The following is an 18,565-nucleotide window of genomic DNA, read 5'->3' as shown; positions in this document are numbered from 1 at the left end:
TTAAATTTTAATATGTGATTATGTTAAAATTTTAAAAGTTAATTTGATTAAAGGTATATAACATGGCTTCTTTAAATAAAAAAATTCAAAATGTAGCTCCTTCAGCGACAAATGCAATGGCAGCGTTAGCTAAACAGATAAAAGATGATGGTAACGATGTAGTATCATTAGCGGTTGGAGAACCTGGCTTTAATACGCCAGATGTTGTAAAAGAGGCAGGTATAGAAGCTATAAATTCTAATATCACGAAGTATACAAATGTTGATGGTTTGAAAGAACTTAGAGAAGCTATAGTTACTCACTATAAAAGAGAGTATGGAGTAAATTTTGCTGCAGACCAGGTCTGTGTAACGTCTGGTGCTAAGCATAGCTTACATAATATTTTTAATTGTATTCTTGAAGATGGTGATGAAGCAATATTTTTTGCACCTTACTGGGTGTCTTATCCTGCAATGGTTTCTTTAACTGGAGCAAAACCAGTAGTTGTAGAAACTAAATTTGAAAATGGTTTTGAAATAGATATTGCTGATCTTGAAAAGCACATTACAGATAAAACAAAAGCTATAATTATAAATAATCCTAACAATCCAACAGGACTTATTTATTCAAAAAAATGTATAGAAGATTTAGCTAACCTATTAAGAAAGTACCCTAATATTTGGATAATAGGTGATGATATTTACGATCAATTATTTTTCGATCATAAAATTACATTGCTTACAGAAGTAGCTCCTGATTTAGCTGATAGGTATGTGATTGCTAGCGGAGTTTCTAAGAATTTTGCTATGACAGGTTGGAGAGTTGGTTTTACTATTGCACCAAAGCTACTCAATGATGCTATGAAAAAGTTTCAGTCGCAATCTGTTACCTGTGCTTGTTCTATTTCTCAGTATGCAGCTATAACTGCGATGAATATGCCTGCTCAAGATTTGCTTTATTTTGCAGAGTCTTATCAAGAAAAAGCAGAGTTTGTAACAAGTTGTTTAAGATCTATGCCTTATATTGATGTAAAAAGTGCTCATGGAACTTTTTATCTTTTCCCTGATTTAAGAAAATTAATTGAAAATACTAGTTTTGAAAGTGATACAGAGTTTTGTAGTGCCTTATTGAAAGAGGAGTTTGTAGCTATGATGCCAGGTGTTGCATTTGGCTCAAGTGGGTTTGCTAGGATTAGTTGTGCTAATGAAATGGTTGAACTTGAAAAAGCAATGGATAGATTAGCTAAATTCATCAATCGACACGCTAAGTAATTACTGTTACAATCTTTATTATTTTCTAATATTTTTTATTCTTACATGAAAAGATGTGGTTATATTTCAATTATTGGTCGACCTAATGTAGGTAAATCAACTCTCTTAAATAATATTTTAAAGTTTAAGGTGAGTATTACTTCTCGTAAACCTCAAACAACAAGACATCAGATAACAGGTGTTAAGACTTTAGATGATACACAGTTTATCTATGTTGATACTCCAGGTATTCATACTAAAGAGCCGAAAGCTATCAATAAATTTATGAACAAAGCAGCAACTACAATGATTCGTGATGTTGATGTTATTTTATTTGTAGTTGAGATGGATAAGTGGACTGAGCTTGAAGATAATATTGTCAGTAAAATTAAAGATTCTAAAATCCCAATATTTTTGGTGGTAAATAAAGTTGATAAACAAAAGTCTATGCAGGCTTCTGTATTCATAAACACTATCAAGGATAAAGTGAATTTCTATGATGTAATTTATGTATCAGCAAAGCAAGGTCATAATGTAAATGAGCTAGAATCGCGCATAGAAAAACTTCTACCTGAAAGTGAGTATTTCTTTTTTGAAGAGGATCAGGTTACAGATAGAAGTATGAAGTTTATGGTTGCTGAAATAATTCGTGAAAAAATTATGCGAACTATAGGTAGTGAAGTACCGTATCAAATAGCAGTTGAGATTGATAGTTATAAGGTTGATGAAGAGAAAAAAATAGTAGACATTTATGCAAGTATTTTGGTTGAGAGAGATAGCCAAAAAGGTATTGTTATCGGTGCAAAAGGGTCTAAACTTAAAAAAATAGGTATGGATTCACGAGTTGATATTGAAAGAATGCTAGAAATGAAAGTAAATCTGAAAACTTTTGTAAAAGTTAAAAGTGGTTGGTCTGATGATGATAGGGCATTAAGATCTTTAGGTTATGATCTAATGTAAATTCTGATGAATACTATATACCTAAATACAAATCATAATTATCGTAAGGTTGTCTATTTGCTCATGCTAGTTTTTACAGCATTTGTTCTGGGTGTATATTTCAGAGGAAATTATCCGATGCTAATATTAGGTAGTATATTAATCGGGTTGTCTATATTTCTTGAAACTATAGGGTCAGCTAGTAAAAATATCACTGCAATTATCATAGATGATGAATATCCAAACACTATCAGTATATGTATTGATAATAAGCAAAGTGATTTTTGGGATATAAAAAGAAGTATCATTATAAATAATTGGATATATGTTTGTCTGCTACAACAAGGAAGCAATAAAAAAATTAAAACTTGGTTATACAAATCCAATTTTAAAAATACCCAAGAAATAAGGCTTTTAGCTAGGAGAATTCATTTTATTAAGATCTAAATATAATATTTTATCTTTTTTAGTCTTTATTTAGATGTAAGTTCACTCCTAATACTTTTATTTCTGTTGGCTTTTATGTTTATTAGAATTAATTTTTTATTTATTTTTATTTATAGATTTATGGATTTATTTATTTAATTTTATTAAAATATGTTGAATAATAAAGAAAGGTTGTTGTTATTTATTTAATGTTGATTGCTTTAATAGGTTTTAAATAATGAAAAAAACTTTAATATCACTATGTTTTAGTGCTTGTTCTGTGTGTATGGCATTTGGAGATAGTAATAGGCTTAGTGATGAATACGCATTAAGAGATTCTTATAATTCAATTAGAATACCTGGTGAGATATTATGGGAAACTAGACCTGGGTATGGTACCGAACCTGGATTATGGCAGGCTGATTTAAATAGTGATGGTACTATTGATTATAAAAGTCGAAAATTATTGATGGACTCTAAAGCTGAACATGAAAAATTAAAGTATGCAGAGTATGATCATGCTACGGTAACAGCTGATAGAATATTTAATCTCCATAGGCACAATGACTCTAATATGTATTTATATAGCAATAAAATAAGTGAAGTCGTTGGAGGAGGAAGCCTTTGGGATAATTATTACAATTTACCGGCAAGAGAGTACTATGGTTTTGCAGCACTTTCAGATACAAAATTTGTTGCAGTTTATGACACTGATAGAGGTCCAAAAGCTTGTGTTTTAATTGGAGATGATCCAGTTAATGGAAACCTTAAAGAAAGTGGTTGTGCTAGAATACTTCCTATATTTAAAGATAAACATAAAAATACTTTAAAAATAAGAAGAATCCCTGGATCAGACTATGTTGTTGTTTTTGGTACAACTCATGATGGGTCTGGGTATACAATAAGAGCAGAAATGTATAAAGTAAGAGATAATAATTCTTTAGAAAAAACAGGACAATCCACAGTTAAAATAAGTAATGAAGAGGGTAAAAAACTTACAGGTTTACAGATTACTGATATAAAGTTTGTTCATGATAATGGAGGAGTACCTGGTTTTGTTATTTTGGCTCATTATACAAATACAGAACAACAATCATCAACCAATCATATGAAGAATGTGGTCGAGTTTATTGAAATTATATCGAAGGATAAGTCTGGGGAAAACCTATCTTTAGATAACTATTTTCACAAAGATCTCAAAGGATACTTGTTTGGAGGCGATAGAGCTACAGTTCCTAGAATAATATATCCGTATACAAAATCAAGTAGTAGAGATGAATACTTAAAACATTTAAAAGTTTTTGGTGGAGAGTGGTATGGAAGTGGTGCTAAATATTATGATACTACATCATCGAAATATAAGTTAGACAAAGACAATCCCGCATCAATTGTAGATGATAAAGGATTTAACCCTCTTAGATTCACTCCTACAGGTGTTGTATTTGGAGCTCCTCCAAGATATAAAGATAGTACAGCTGCTTGGGTTGCTTCATCTTTTGTAATAGCTAACAGTCAAGCTGATACAGGAATTGATACTTCATCTTTTTCATTATCAAGTTCAGTTACTTTAGGAAGAAGTGCAGGTCCTTTCTCGGGAGGTGTTACTTATAATTTAACACAATCAGGAGTAGATAGTAATAAGATTACTAGTAGCAAAAAATCAAGTATGGAATTTACTACACAGTCATATGGAAAAAAATCTGCTTGGGTTGTTGGACAGGCTCGTTCATATGGAAGTAAACTTTATAAGTTTATTGAATATAATTATAGTTCAAACAAGCCTATCAACATATATGATAAAGAAGATAATACACACATAAATTACCCTATTGTTGATTTTGTTTTTGCGGATACTCCTAAAAACTCAGGGTTAACAGATATAACTTTTGATATAACTAAACCCTCTAAAATTTTAGATAAATTTAAGAAAAGAGATACATATTCAACAGTTACAAAAGGTTTGCCATCTTTTCCAAATAGTGAAGATATCAAAAACCTAGAAAAGAATGATTTGGTTTTAAACTGGGTTTCAAAAGCTGATGAGGATAGAAATAAATATTATGATGTTAAGATGGTCAAGATACCTACAAATGTTACTAAAGAAGGTGGTTATACTATAACAAATGAAAAGTCTCATAAAGTATTGACAGATCAAAGTGTCACTTTAGAAGCAAGCATATTTGGTCAATCATCTTCTTCTAAAGTTAGTTGGAGTGCATCTAATGAGAATATTACAAATAAGCAAAATGACTGGAAATTTAAATATATAGCTATTGAGTATAGTAAGGTCAAAAAAGATCGTTTTACTGTAGATGCTTATATTTTCCTTCCTAAAAATGGAGCTACTGCAAATGATTTACCTTGGAGTTCTGATTATATGAAAGAAAATAATATAGTTACCTGGGCTGTAGCTTATGATGTAAAAACAGGAATTACAAAAAATTAAAACTTGGTTATATAAATTAAATTTTAAGAATACTGAAGAAATAAGGCTTTTAGCTAAGAAAATTCACTTTAGTAAATTTATAGGCTGACTGGTCATATGTTTTTATAAGCAGTTCTATATAGCAAGTTACTTATTTTTTAGTTCTAAAAATTCTATCCCATATAGGTAGAGTAACACTATAGTTTTGTGTTGAATCTAGATGGTGTAAAGAATGGTGTTTCTTAAAGTAAAAAAGTAGAGCACCTTTCCTAGATTTAATGTGATGAGTGCTATGATGAATAAAAAAATATAGAAAGGCGCCTGTTAAAATACCACTATAAATTACAGATGAAATACCTAGCCCAAAGAACAAATATAAAGGTAGAAACATCATTACTGTATAAATGGGCAAAGACATATAGGTTGGAGTACCTATTAATTCAGTAGGTTTATTATGATGAGCATCATGGAGTTTTTTAAGAAAAGCAAAGCGATGAAATAGAAAACGATGCACTATGTACTCAATAAAAGACCAAAAGATAATTCCAAATATGTAGAGTAAGGGAATTATAAATGTATTTATTGATATATACTTTATTCCTATAGCTATAAATAAAAGTATAAATAAAGGGTAAATATAAAAGTCACTCCAATACCCAGTTCGGGATATTCTTTCAAGTATCGTCATTTTTTATAGTTTAACTGTTATTTTTACTAATCAATTATCATAACATACGAGCTATATTGTTTGAACCATAGAGTGTTTTTATCATAAAATAAAAAAAATCAAAGATTATAAGGTAACTTCTAATAATCACACTTATTTTGTATAATCTAAGAAGTAAATATTTTTGACTACTTTCTTCATGCTAAAAAACTTTAAATCTAATATATCAAAATATATTAATTCATCACAAATAATAGAAAATGAACTTCTCCGCTATGCATACTCTACAGATGCTAGTCCATACCGAATGGTACCAAAACTAGTTTTAATTGTACGCACGGATGAAGAGGTCAAACAACTATTAAAGCTTGCAAATTCAGAGCAAATAAAACTTACATTTAGAACTGCTGGAACTAGCTTATCAGGGCAAGCGGTGACAGATGAAGTACTTGTAATACTCGCGGCAGATAGTTGGCTTAATTATGAGGTAAGTACTGATGGTACACTTATAAAACTACAACCAAGTATAATCGGAGCTCAAGCTAATAAATACCTTAAAATCCACAAAAAGAAAATAGGTCCAGATCCTGGATCAATTAATTCTGCTAAAATTGGTGGAATTATAGCTAATAACTCAAGTGGTATGTGTTGTGGTACAGCAAGAAACTCCTATGCAACAATTGATTCGTTAAAAATTATTTTTGCAGATGGAGAAGTATTAGATACTAAAGATGAAAATAGTATAAAAAACTTTCTAAATTCTAAAAGTGATTTTATTACAGAGCTATCGACTATTCGTAATACTATAAAACAAGATAAAGAACTTGAAGGTTTTATTCGGAAAAAATTTGCTATAAAAAATACAAGTGGTTATAGCTTAAACGCATTTTTAGATTTTGAAGATCCAATTAAAATAATTGAAAGGCTTATAATTGGTTCAGAAGGTACTTTAGGCTTTGTAAGTGAAGTTACTTTAAACACTGTTCCAGATTATGAAAGTAGGGCTTTAAATTTAATCTATGGAAAACTAGATGATCTCGTGGCACTTACTACTAAACTTGAGCCGTTAAATGTTTCATCTGTTGAGTTGCTAGATTATCAATCACTTAAATCTGTAGAAAATCAAGCTGATTTAAAACCATTTTTAATCCCATTAGTTGATCAAAATACCGCAGCTATAATGGTAGAATTGGCCGAGGAAGATCAACAAAAGCTTCAACAAAAGTTAAAGATTGTAGAGAGCATTATAGATGGTGCAAAGATTACCCATCAGGTTGGTTTTAAAACTGATGAAGCTCAAATGCAAACGCTTTGGAAAACTAGAAATGGTGTGCTACCAACTATTGCTGGAGCAAGACCTGACGGTACGACTGTTTTAATCGAGGATATTGCTGTGAATATTTTAGATTTACCAGTTTTGATAGTAGATCTAAAAAAGATGTTTGTGAAATATAGCTATAATAATGCTGCTATATTTGGGCATGTTTTAGCAGGTAATATTCATTTTGTACTTACGCCAAATTTCAACAATGAAGATGAGCTTATAAATTATGATAATTTCATGAAAGAGCTTACAAATGTTGTTGCTGGTAAATATAATGGTTCGCTTAAAGCAGAGCATGGTAGTGGAAGAAATATTTCACCATTTGCAATAGTAGAGTGGGGTGAGAAGTGTTGGGATATAATGTGGCAGATTAAAAGTCTTTTTGATCCTAAGCATATTTTAAACCCTGATGTTAAAATCACAAAAGATAAAAACCTACATACGAAAAATCTTAAAGAGCTAAATAATGTAGATGAGCAAATTGATAAGTGTATGGAATGTGGTTTTTGTGAGCCTGTTTGCCCATCACGCAATCTTAGTCTGACGCCAAGACAGAGAAATACTGTTGCTCGTAAGATCAATACTCTCAAGGGAGCAGAAAAAGAAAAATGGCAACAAGATTTTGAGTATTATGGTATAAAAACCTGTGCTACTACGAGTCTTTGTAAAACACGGTGCCCAGTAGATATTGATACTGGTAGTTTTATTTTGAGCCAAAAAGCAGAAGCAAATAAGTCTGTAAATCATGCTAAAGAAATTTCAGCAGCCAAACTTAAAGTTCAAATAGGTAATGTTGCTGCACAAATAGTTGGCAAAGAAAATCTGCAAAATATTACAAAAGCTGTACATAGTAAGTTTAAGGCTATCCCTATTTACCTAGATACTATGCCAAAAGCTCAAAGTGATATTTTTGCAAATACTAACCCGTCTATTTCAAATAAATCAAAAGTTAAAAAAGCACTGCTTTTACCAGCTTGTCCAAATAGGATTTTCTCATCAGCTAATGATTCAATGAAGTACCCAAGTCAGCTAATTCTTGAAAAGTTAGGCTATGATGTTGAGTATCCTACAGATGTAAATAGTAAATGTTGTGGTCAAATGTATAATTCAATGAGAAATGTTACTCAAGAGAAAGTGATTGAAAAGGATTTACAAGAAATTGACTATACTCCGTATGATGTGGCTGTTATTGATAATAGCTCATGCTCAAATTTTGCTAAACATAATGGTGTGGAAATAGTCGATCTAAATAAGCTGATTTTAGAAAACCTTGATACTTTAAACATTAGGCAAAAGTATAAAAGTATCGCTTTGCATATTGACTGTTCAACTAGGAAGCAAAGTATCGATCAAAAATATATTGATGTTTTAAATAAGTGTGCAAATGAAGTTGTAACTCCTGAAATGATATATTGTTGTGGTTTTGCTGGTGATAAGGGCTTTAGTGTACCGGAGTTAAATGCTAGTAGCTTATCGGGTTTGCAGTCTCAGATTAAAGACTGTGATATAGGAGTGAGTTTCAATAGGTCTTGCCAAATAGGTTTAAGCCATCATGGTAAGTTAAAATATGTTTCTTTTGTGGATTTATTATTAGATTGTGTTGAGGGTTAGGAATTTATACCAATTGTAGGTTGTATTAGATCTTATGAGTTCCATTACAAGCTTTAGACATATAGAACAAAGGCTTTATTTTAAACCTATCATAATAATATTTTTCTAAATATGCTTTATATTCTTCAACAACCTTCTTTGGAACAAGATGAATTGTAGAACCACCAAAACCACCGCCAGTCATTCTAGCACCATGAACACCATCAAAACTTTCAGATAACTCAACCAAGTAATCAAGCTCATTACAACTGACCTTATAATCATCTTTTAATGAATAGTGAGACTGATACATTAGTTCACCAAGCTTTTTCCAGTTTTTGTATTTCATAGCTTCTGTAGCATCTAAAACTCGTTGGTTTTCAGTATAGATATGCTTAGCTAAACTATAGTCATCCTTACTGAAGCTTTCTTTTGTTACTGTAAGGTTTTCAATATTTAACTCTCTAAGCGATTTGATGTTATTAAATCTAGCTATATTTTCACAAGTTTTACGGCGATCATTATAAGCTGATTCTGCTAGGTTGTGCTTTATATTTGTATCAACGATCAGCAATGTTAAATCTTCTAAATCAAGAGGGATATTCTTATGCTTGTATGTATCACAATCTATCATCGTAGTCATATCTTCTTTAGAAAGAATACAAGCCATTTGATCAAGTAAGCCACAATTTGTACCTATATAACGGTGCTCTACCTGTTGAGCGATTGTTGCAAGCTCTATATCTTTTAAATCTAAGTTTAATAAATCATTATAAGCAAAAGCTAGTGCAGTGGCTAATGAAGCTGATGAAGATAAACCAGCACCAAATGGTAAATCACTATAAATATAAATATCAACGCCTTGAGTTTTTTTACCGTAGTCTTTAGCTATGATATTAAAAACGCCTTTTATATAGTTGTCCCAAGAGTTGATTATTTTTTCTTGAACCTCTTCTAAGATGAACGATTTTTTTTCATTAAGGTTTTTACTATATACACGGACTAAGTCATCATCTCTTTTTGCAATAGCTATATATGTACCCATATTTATTGCAAATGGCATTACAAAGCCACAATTATAATCTGTATGCTCACCTATAAGATTTACTCTTCCCGGTGAATAGTAAATAGAAGGTTCTTTCTCATATAGCTCTCTAAAATCATTGTGAAGATTGTTGATTATGTTATTCGTAGTATTGTTCATGATTATAGCTCTCGTAAAACTTTTGCTGCCAATTCAGGTGTGATGTCGCGTTGAGATTCTGCAAGCATTTCAAATCCAACCATAAATTTTTTAACACTAGCAGAACGAAGTAGAGGGGGATAGAAATGAGCATGAAGTTGCCAGTAATCACATTCTACTGCATTTACAGAACCGTGCCAGCCCATTGAGTATGGGAATGAAGTGTTAAATAAAGAATCGTACTTAACAAGAATGGATTTTAACGCATTTGATAAACTCTGTTGTTGAACTTCATTTAAATGATTTAAGTGTGAGCAGTGAAACTTAGGCAATATTAACGTTTCATAAGGCCATGTTGCCCAAAAGGGTACTACAACTAGCCAATCATCATTTTGGTAAACAATTCGCTCATTTTCTGCCATCTCTCTTTGAGCGTAGTCAAGCAACATATTTGAGTTATTTTTTTCAAAATAAGCTTGTTGAGATGCTTTAATTTTTAAAGCCTCTGTGGGTAAAAAATCACAACCCCAAATTTGCCCATGTGGGTGAGGGTTTGAGCATCCCATAATAGCACCTTTATTTTCAAAAACTTGCACCCACTCGTATGTCTTACTAAGTTCAGCAACTTCTTTGCCCCAAAGCTTTACAACTTTTGTAATGTCTTTCTCTTGCATCGAAGCCATTGTAAGATTGTGTTTCTCTGAAAAGCATAAAACTTTTGCAACACCATTTGCACCACTTACCTGGAAAAGGTCATCATTTATTTCTAAATTGGAATCAAGCTTTTCTTTTGATAGTGCTGAAAAGTCATTTTCAAAAATAAAAGTATCTTTGAAATCTGCATTTTTTTCACCATTAGCTCGCGTATTTGTCGGGCAAAGATAACAACTCTCATCATATTCCGGGCGAGTATCCTTTATTACATCTTCAGACTGGCCTTGCCATGGTCTATTTAAACGATGTGGTGATACTAAAATCCATTCATTTGTGAGGATGTTTTTACGGCGATGAGAAAGTTTGATGTTTTCTAATTTATGTGAAATATTCATGAGAGATAATAAAATCTGTTGTTTTATGATTTAAAGTTAGTATATCATGAGCTAGTATGTTTTTTAAATTACTAGTGTCGAGGAGTAATTATATATGAAGTCTGGGGAAATGAACTTTGTTGTTATTAGAGTGGCGTTAATAGCTGCTTTAGCCGGATTACTTTTTGGTATGGATATTGGTTATGTTAATGGGTCTTTGCACTTCATAGCTGAGACATTTAATCTTGATATATCTCAAAGAGGACATGTTTCAAGTGTTTTATTGATTGGAGCCGCAGCCGGGGCCTTATTCAGTGGATTTTTATCTAAAAAGTTTGGGCGTAGAAAAGTATTGCTAATAGCAGCAGCAATATTCTCAGTTTTTACTATTGTTGGAATAATCTCACCAAATTATGAAACCTTTATTTTATCGAGATTTGTGTTAGGTATAGCCGTTGGTATTGCTTCGTTTATTGCTCCTTTATATTTGTCTGAGATAGCTCCTAAAAAGTATAGAGGTGCTCTTATAGCTCTTTATCAGTTAATGATTACTATAGGTTTATTTTTAGTCTTTTTAACTAATTCTGCCCTCGAGAGTACTGGTTCTTGGAGAATTATGCTAACAGTTTTAGCAGTGCCTTCAGTTGTTATGTTTTTCGGATGTCTAACTCTACCTAGAAGTCCAAGATGGTTGGTTTTGGTAGGTGAAGATGAAGAGTCAAAAGTAGTATTAAAGAAAATAAGAACTACAGATGTTGAAGCTTTAAAAGAATTTGATGAAATTAAGCAAACTACACATAAGGGAGTGAGCCCTTTTGCAATGCTTAGAAAACCGTTCTTTATAAAAGTTCTATTATTGGGTATGGCATTACAAGCTTTTCAACAGTTTACTGGTATGAATGCTTTTATGTATTATTCGACAGATATATTCAAAATGGCAGGGTTTACTAATCCAGCAACTTCTACTATTGTTATAGGTCTTTTAAACATGCTTACGACATTTATAGCAATCAAATATGTTGATAGGTTTGGTAGAAAACCTATCTTATATTTTGGACTGACATTATTGATACTGTCATGTTTAGTCGTTGGAACTATTTTTAAGACTCACTTTGTATATGATCAAGCTATGGTCTTATCTCAAACATTGCAGTGGGTTTCTTTGATTTTCTGTTTACTGTTTATTTTTGGTTTTGCTATAGCTATGGGACCTGTTATTTGGATCTTATGTTCTGAAATTCAGCCAATAGAGGGTAGGGATTTAGGTATTACAGCATCGACAATGAGTAATTGGATATGTAATGCTATTATAGGTAATTTTGCTTTAACATGGTTAACCTTCTATCCTGGCAGTACTTTCTTTGGTTTTGCTATAACTTGTATAGTATGTATATTTTTTGTTAAGTTTTTTGTACCTGAAACAAAAGGTGTATCCCTTGAGGAGATAGAGAATAATCTTAGAAGTGGGAAATCTTTAGCTAGAATTGGGCGTTAATAAATCAAATTATAAAATAAGGAAAAAATAATGAGTTCAAATAGTGAGTATAAAAGAATAGTCTTTTTAATAGCTATAATTGCAGCCTTAGGTGGGTTACTCTTCGGTCTAGATCAAGGTTTTATTGCGAACGCGGGAACTACCTTGGATCATGTGTACGGGATGGTTCCAGGAAGCATTAGTGAAGGCAAATTTAATGCAATACTTGCTTATGGTGGTATATTAGGAACTATATGTAGTGGTTTTTTTACAAGGTTTGTGGGTCGTAAAAACACCTTAATTATCGCAGGGTTCTCATTTTTATTAGGGGCTTTAATCTCTTCTATTTTACCTCCATTAGGTATACTGACAGCTTGCAGATTTTTATTGGGATTTGGTGTTGGTTTAGCATCTTTTGCGACACCTTTATATTTAGCAGAAACAGCCCCAACTGAAATAAGAGGGGCTATGTCGTCATTATTCCAGTTAATGATAACATTTGGTATCTTCCTTATATGTTTAGTTAATGTTGTAATTGTAGAGTTAGCAGGGCATACGCAAATTTCTCTAGTGATGATGTTTTCTGTTATTACTCTATTTGCTTTATTGATGACGTTAGGATGTTTCTTTTTGCCAAAAAGCCCAAGATGGTTGATGATGCGTGGTGATGAAGAAAAAGCTAGAGAAGTTTTAGCAAGATTAAGAAATAGTGACGAGATAGAAGCAGAACTAAGTATTATTAGACATAAAAATAGTCAAAAAGGTGAGCCTATCAAAAATACTTTGAATAAACCGTATTTTTGGAAGATTCTTGTCGTTGGTGTAATTATTCAAATGTTTCAACAGCTGGTTGGTATTAATGCAATGATTTATTATGCGCCAACTTTCTTACAAGGTGCTGGTTTAAACATTATATTAGCAGGCTTAGCGGTATTTTTTGTTAACTTTATATCTACTTTTCCAGCAATCAGATGGGTAGAAAAATGGGGTAGAAAAAAACTACTCACTGTTGGTGCTACGATAATGGCTGGTGCATTATTAGTTGTAGCTATATGTTTCTATGTGATTGACATTGCGGGAGTACATTCTGAAATTCCGAAATATATATTACTGATTTCATGTTTAGTTTATATATTTGGATTTGCTTGCTCATGGGGACCTGTTGCTTGGATTCTATGTTCGGAAATTTTCCCACAAAAAGTTCGTGAAATAGGTATGACTATTACAACAATAGTGAACTGGACATTTGTATGGATAGTAGTTGCGTACTCTAATGTCATTATGGGTAGTGGTGTTTGGGGAAAACCAATGCTATTTGTGAGTTATGCAATATTTTGTATAATTGCAATAGTATTTCTTAAACTATTTGTCCCTGAAACTAAGGGTGTGAGTCTAGAAAAAATAGAAGATAATCTTATCTCGGGTAGTAAGCTTAAAGACTTGGGTCAACACTAAACTTGAAAAAATCTCTCAAATAATATATCCTTGACCTCGTAATTTACAATAGTAACATTTCAAACTAAAGGAACAATAATTATGAAAGCTTCTGCTAGACATTTACTTGTACAATCTGAAAACGAGTGTAACGAGATCAAAAATAATATATCTGAAGGTAAAATAACTTTTGAAGAAGCTGCTAAAAAGCACTCTTTATGCCCATCAGGCGCAAGAGGTGGTGATTTGGGATCTTTCTCGCAAGGTCAAATGGTTCCTGAATTTGACAAAGTAGTATTTAACGATGAGCTTCATAAAGTTCATGGTCCAGTACAAACTCAATTTGGTTATCATCTATTAGAAATTACATCTCGCGGATAATTTTAAATTTCTTATAACTTATATCACTCAAAAAATATTTAGTGTGTAACATTAGTTATGATTTTCAAATTATTTTAAAATACTTCAAATATAAATTTACGGACAAAAATGACTTCTGAAACTAAAAAAGATTTTAGCCAGCTTGGGCTAAGTCAAGATATTGTAGATACTGTAACTAAACTAGGATACGAAAATCCTACACCAATTCAACAGTATGCTATTCCATATATCTTATCGGGTAGAGATGTGCTTGGTCAAGCACAAACGGGTACAGGTAAAACTGCAGCATTTGCATTACCTCTAATTAATAACATGGATCTTGATTCTAGAAATAGAGAACCTCAAATTTTAGTATTAGCACCAACGCGTGAGTTGGCTATACAAGTAGCAGAGCAATTTGATGCTTTTGCAAAAAATATCCCAGGTTTAAGTGTAACTTCTATCTATGGTGGCCAAGAATATGGTTCACAAATTAGAGCACTTAAAAATGGCGTAAATGTTGTAGTTGGTACAACTGGTCGTGTAATGGACCATATCAGAAAAGGTACTTTGCGTTTAGATAACCTTAAATGTTTAGTACTAGATGAAGCAGATGAAATGCTAAGAATGGGTTTCATTGATGATGTGAAATATGTTCTTAGTCATGTAGCTGATGAATGCCAAAGATTACTTTTCTCAGCAACTATTCCAAATGATATTGCTGATATTATCAAAGAATATCTTAGAGATCCTTGTAAGATTCAAGTAAAAGCAAAAACAAAGACAGCAAATACTGTAACTCAAAAATTTATAGTAGTTAAAGGCTTTAGAAAAACTGATGCTTTAGATAGATTGCTTGAGGTTGAAGAAACTGATGGTGTGATTATATTTGTTAAAACAAAAGCATCTACGATAGAAGTTGCTGATAGCCTAAAAGTTATGGGTTATAAAGTTGCTGCTATAAACGGTGATATGCAACAATCGCAAAGAGAATATATTATTGATCAGTTCAAAACTGGTAAATCAAATATTCTTGTAGCTACAGATGTAGTTGCTAGAGGTATAGATTTAGAAAGAATTAGTCATGTAGTAAACTATGATCTTCCTAATGATGCAGATACTTATGTTCATAGAATTGGTCGTACTGGTCGTGCTGGTCGTGAAGGTGTATCTATATCTTTAGTTCCATTAAAGGATATGAGATTTTTACGCATAGTTGAAAGATTTACTAGCTCAAAAATGCAAGAAGTATTTATGCCTTCTGCTAAAGATTTAGCTGATAGTAGAATCGCTAACTTTAAAGCAAGAATAGAAAACGCATTAGAAAAAAATAAATCTTTAGACAAATACAAAGAAATCATCACAACAATGCGTGATGAGATGGAACTTGATTCTGATGATTTATTAGCAGTACTTACTTTACTTGCACAAGATAATAAATCTTTCTTCCCGCGTGAAATACAAGCACGTGAAGAAAAAGGTCGTAGTCGTGATAGAGATCGTGGCCGTAATGATAGAAATGATCGTGGCGGTAGGTTTGATCGTAATGATAGAGGTGGCCGTAATGATCGAGGTAATCGTTTTGATCGTAATGACCGTGGTGGTGAAAGAAGATCCGCTCCTCGTAGAACACCTGATATAGCATTAACTACATATAGGCTTGATGTTGGTCGTGATAATGATGTTGCTCCTCGTAATATTGTCGGAGCTATAGCGAATGAAGGTGGAATTGATAGTAAACATATCTGTAACATCTCTATTCAAAATGATCATACTTTTGTTGATCTACCAGCTAACTTAGAATCTAAAACAGTTAGCCATCTTAGAAATGTTTGGGTATCTGGTAAGAAGCTAAACATGTCTGAAAAATAATTTTTTCAAACCCTAATATCTTTGCCATCTTTTTTAGAAGGCAGAGATTATTTCTTTTATATTCTAATTTAATGATGAAAACTGTATAATGTATCGAACTAGCTATACATTTATATGATTTTTATGAGTAACTATATTTTTATAGTATCGGCGCCATCTGGGGCTGGAAAGAGTTCTCTCTTAAAAGCTTTTCTAAATACAGATATTGGTAAACAAAATTTTGCTGTTGCAACTTCACATACTACTCGTGATCCTAGGGTTGGAGAAGAGCATGGTAAAGAGTACTATTTCACGACAGTTAAAGTTTTTGAAGATCTACTTGGTGAGAATGGTTTTGTTGAATATGCAAAAGTTTTTAGAAACTATTATGGTACTTCAAAAGCAGAAGTAGATAGGCTCCTACAGTTAGGCAAAAATATAATCTTAGAAATTGATTGGCAAGGAGCTCAACAGGCTAGAGCTATCTATAAAGATAAAGCTAAAAGCATATTTATACTGCCCCCTTCGTTAGATGAACTTAGAAGTAGACTGGAAAACCGTGATACTGATTCTATAGAAACTATCAACTATCGTATGAATCAAGCTAAAGATGAAATTTCTCATGCTGATGATTATGACTATAAATTAATTAATGATGATTTTGATAAAGCTGTTGAAGAGTTAACAGCATATTTTTCTACTGCAATAAAATCATGAAATACTTGGAAAATGCGAGCTATAAATAATGTTAAATGAAAACCTAATAAAAGAAAAAATTTCTCAAGCAAGAAAAGAACTACCTAATATACGTGTTAAAAAAGAAGAAAAGCAAGCATACATGGATGAGATAAAAGCATTGATTAAAGAAAAAAATGCGTGTTTAGTTGCTCATTATTATGTTGATGATGAAATCCAACAATTAGCAGAAGAAACAGGTGGTTTCATTGGTGATTCTCTTGCAATGGCAAAGTTTGGATTAAATAGTCCTTGTGATACTTTAGTGGTAGCAGGGGTAAGATTTATGGGCGAATCAGCTAAGATTTTAAGTCCTGAGAAGACTGTTTTAATGCCTACACTAGCTGCTGAATGCTCGCTAGATTTAAGTTGTAATAATGATGAGTTTAAAAAATTCATTGATCAACATCCTGATAGAGAAGTTGTTGTCTACGTAAACACTTCTGCTGAGGTAAAGGCTCTTGCAGATTGGACAGTTACATCTTCAAATGCATTAGATATATGTTTAAGCCTACATAAACAAGGTAAAAAAATTATTTGGGGTCCAGATAAGTATCTTGGTGATTGGATTAAGAAACAAACAGGTGCAGATATGCTACTTTTTAATGGTAGTTGTATTGTCCATGAAGAGTTTAAAGCCCAGGCATTAGATGATCTTATGCTAGAGTACCCAGAGGCTGCTGTTTTAGTGCATCCTGAGTCACCGGCAGAAGTTATTAAAAGAGCAGATGCTGTAGGCTCAACATCTCAGCTTATTGAAGCAAGTCAGAAAATGCCAAATGATAAATTTATCGTAGCAACTGATATTGGTATTTTTTATAAAATGAAACAATTATCTCCTAAGAAAGAATTTATTCCAGCTGCAACTGCTGGGCGAGGAGCTACTTGTCAGTCATGTGCTAAATGTCCATGGATGAAATTAAATCAACTTAAAAATTTACGTGAGAGCTTGATTAAGCAAGATAATCAAATATTTGTTTCGGAAGATGTTCGACAAAAGGCTCTAGTTCCTTTAAATAGGATGATAAATTTCTAATGTTAAATAAAAATCAAATTACAGGTCTACCTAAAGGCTATATTTCAGAGCTTGTTGAACTAGCAATCAAAGAAGATGTTTATGATGATGGAAATGGTCAAGATATAACAGCCTTACTTGTTGATGATGTTGACACAACTGCATACTGCATAACTCGAGAAGATATGATTCTATGTGGTTGTGATTTTGCAAATGAAGTAATAGCTCAGATTGATAATAAACTTAATATAAGTTGGCATTATAAAGATAGTAATAGCGTTAAAGCTAATCAAGAAATTTTTAGTTTAGAAGGTAATGCTAGATCTATACTTACTGCTGAGAGAATAATACTTAACTTTATTCAAACTTTATCAGCTACAGCTACTACGACTAATAAATTAGTAAGTTTAATTACTGATAGTAAAACAAAACTTCTTGATACGCGTAAAACTGTACCAGGCTTTAGGGTTGCTCAAAAATATGCTGTTAAATGTGGTGGTGGATATAATCATCGTGTAGGCTTGTTTGATGCGTTTCTTATTAAAGAAAATCATATTCGTTCAGCTGGAAATATAAGTAAGGCTGTAGCAAGGGCTAATGATATAGCAAAAGATAAAATGGTTGAAGTTGAGGTTACAAACCTTGATGAGTTAAATCAAGCTATTGAAGCTAAAGCTGATATTGTAATGTTAGATAATTTTTCGATACAAGATATTTTAGAAGCTGTAAAAATAGCTAAAGGTAAATTACTTTTAGAAGTTTCAGGAAATATTAATGAAAATACAATTATAGATGTTGCAAAAACAGGTGTTGATTTTGTATCTGTTGGAGCTATAACTAAAAGTGTTAAAGCTATAGATTTATCGATGCAGGTTGCGATATAAG

The 18,565-nt window shown here is 32.1% G+C and carries 15 protein-coding genes; 12 read left to right on the top strand and 3 right to left on the bottom strand.

The window, feature by feature from the left end; translation table 11 throughout:
• Positions 1 to 62: 62 nt before the first annotated feature.
• From FLM55_RS01455 to FLM55_RS01440, 4 genes are all read left to right on the top strand, one after another.
• Positions 63 to 1,250 carry a pyridoxal phosphate-dependent aminotransferase gene (locus FLM55_RS01455; RefSeq protein ID WP_178947686.1) on the top strand — a complete coding sequence of 396 codons (1,188 nt, stop codon included), beginning with the start codon at positions 63 to 65 and terminating at the stop codon, positions 1,248 to 1,250.
• Positions 1,251 to 1,295: 45 nt separating this feature from the next.
• Positions 1,296 to 2,189: a GTPase Era gene (gene era / locus FLM55_RS01450; protein ID WP_178947685.1), complete on the top strand. Its 894-nt coding sequence runs from the start codon at positions 1,296 to 1,298 to the stop codon at positions 2,187 to 2,189.
• Between the two features lie 6 nt (positions 2,190 to 2,195).
• Complete coding sequence (locus tag FLM55_RS01445) at positions 2,196 to 2,615, top strand: hypothetical protein (protein WP_256868894.1); 420 nt, start codon at positions 2,196 to 2,198, stop codon at positions 2,613 to 2,615.
• Positions 2,616 to 2,832: 217 nt separating this feature from the next.
• Entirely contained in the window at positions 2,833 to 5,040 is a 2,208-nt protein-coding gene (locus FLM55_RS01440; protein WP_178947684.1) for a hypothetical protein, read from the top strand.
• A gap of 130 nt (positions 5,041 to 5,170) precedes the next feature.
• Here the strand turns inward: FLM55_RS01440 and FLM55_RS09560 are convergent, their stop codons facing one another.
• The gene (locus FLM55_RS09560) at positions 5,171 to 5,707 is read right to left on the bottom strand and encodes a sterol desaturase family protein (protein WP_373193962.1); all 537 of its coding nucleotides are present in this window, start codon (positions 5,705 to 5,707) and stop codon (positions 5,171 to 5,173) included.
• 163 nt (positions 5,708 to 5,870) lie between these two features.
• Here FLM55_RS09560 and FLM55_RS01430 point away from each other — a divergent pair, with 163 nt between their 5' ends.
• Complete coding sequence (locus FLM55_RS01430; protein WP_256868893.1) at positions 5,871 to 8,621, top strand: FAD-binding and (Fe-S)-binding domain-containing protein; 2,751 nt, start codon at positions 5,871 to 5,873, stop codon at positions 8,619 to 8,621.
• A 25-nt stretch (positions 8,622 to 8,646) separates the two neighbouring features.
• On the opposite strand, the gene FLM55_RS01425 is transcribed toward FLM55_RS01430, so the two are convergent.
• Positions 8,647 to 9,804 carry a galactokinase gene (locus FLM55_RS01425; protein WP_178947682.1) on the bottom strand — a complete coding sequence of 386 codons (1,158 nt, stop codon included), beginning with the start codon at positions 9,802 to 9,804 and terminating at the stop codon, positions 8,647 to 8,649.
• Positions 9,805 to 9,806: 2 nt separating this feature from the next.
• Positions 9,807 to 10,832, bottom strand: a complete 1,026-nt coding sequence (locus tag FLM55_RS01420) for a UDP-glucose--hexose-1-phosphate uridylyltransferase (RefSeq protein WP_178947681.1) — start codon at positions 10,830 to 10,832, stop codon at positions 9,807 to 9,809.
• A 94-nt stretch (positions 10,833 to 10,926) separates the two neighbouring features.
• On the opposite strand from FLM55_RS01420, the gene FLM55_RS01415 reads away from it, so the two are divergent.
• The 7 genes from FLM55_RS01415 to nadC all read left to right on the top strand — a co-directional run bounded on the left by FLM55_RS01415 (position 10,927) and on the right by nadC (position 18,564).
• Complete coding sequence (locus FLM55_RS01415) at positions 10,927 to 12,306, top strand: sugar porter family MFS transporter (protein ID WP_178947680.1); 1,380 nt, start codon at positions 10,927 to 10,929, stop codon at positions 12,304 to 12,306.
• Positions 12,307 to 12,336: 30 nt separating this feature from the next.
• On the top strand, positions 12,337 to 13,740 hold the full coding sequence (locus FLM55_RS01410) for a sugar porter family MFS transporter (RefSeq protein ID WP_178947679.1): 1,404 nt from the start codon (positions 12,337 to 12,339) through the stop codon (positions 13,738 to 13,740).
• A gap of 81 nt (positions 13,741 to 13,821) precedes the next feature.
• A complete protein-coding gene (locus tag FLM55_RS01405) occupies positions 13,822 to 14,100 on the top strand; it encodes a peptidylprolyl isomerase (protein WP_112869923.1) in 279 nt (92 codons plus the stop codon).
• 108 nt (positions 14,101 to 14,208) lie between these two features.
• A complete protein-coding gene (locus tag FLM55_RS01400) occupies positions 14,209 to 15,951 on the top strand; it encodes a DEAD/DEAH box helicase (RefSeq protein ID WP_178947678.1) in 1,743 nt (580 codons plus the stop codon).
• Positions 15,952 to 16,074: 123 nt separating this feature from the next.
• Positions 16,075 to 16,647 (top strand): guanylate kinase, encoded by a 573-nt coding sequence (gene gmk / locus FLM55_RS01395; RefSeq protein ID WP_178947677.1) that lies wholly within the window; start codon positions 16,075 to 16,077, stop codon positions 16,645 to 16,647.
• A gap of 28 nt (positions 16,648 to 16,675) precedes the next feature.
• The gene (gene nadA, locus FLM55_RS01390) at positions 16,676 to 17,701 is read left to right on the top strand and encodes a quinolinate synthase NadA (RefSeq protein ID WP_178947676.1); all 1,026 of its coding nucleotides are present in this window, start codon (positions 16,676 to 16,678) and stop codon (positions 17,699 to 17,701) included.
• The gene (gene nadC / locus FLM55_RS01385; protein WP_178947675.1) at positions 17,701 to 18,564 is read left to right on the top strand and encodes a carboxylating nicotinate-nucleotide diphosphorylase; all 864 of its coding nucleotides are present in this window, start codon (positions 17,701 to 17,703) and stop codon (positions 18,562 to 18,564) included. The genes nadA and nadC overlap by 1 nt, the downstream gene beginning before the upstream one ends.
• Position 18,565: the final 1 nt, after the last annotated feature.

Source organism: Francisella sp. Scap27 (assembly GCF_013394105.1).
Taxonomy (GTDB): domain Bacteria; phylum Pseudomonadota; class Gammaproteobacteria; order Francisellales; family Francisellaceae; genus Francisella; species Francisella adeliensis.
Note: the sequence above shows the minus strand (reverse complement) of the source record. Positions and strands in the feature narration are given on the sequence as shown.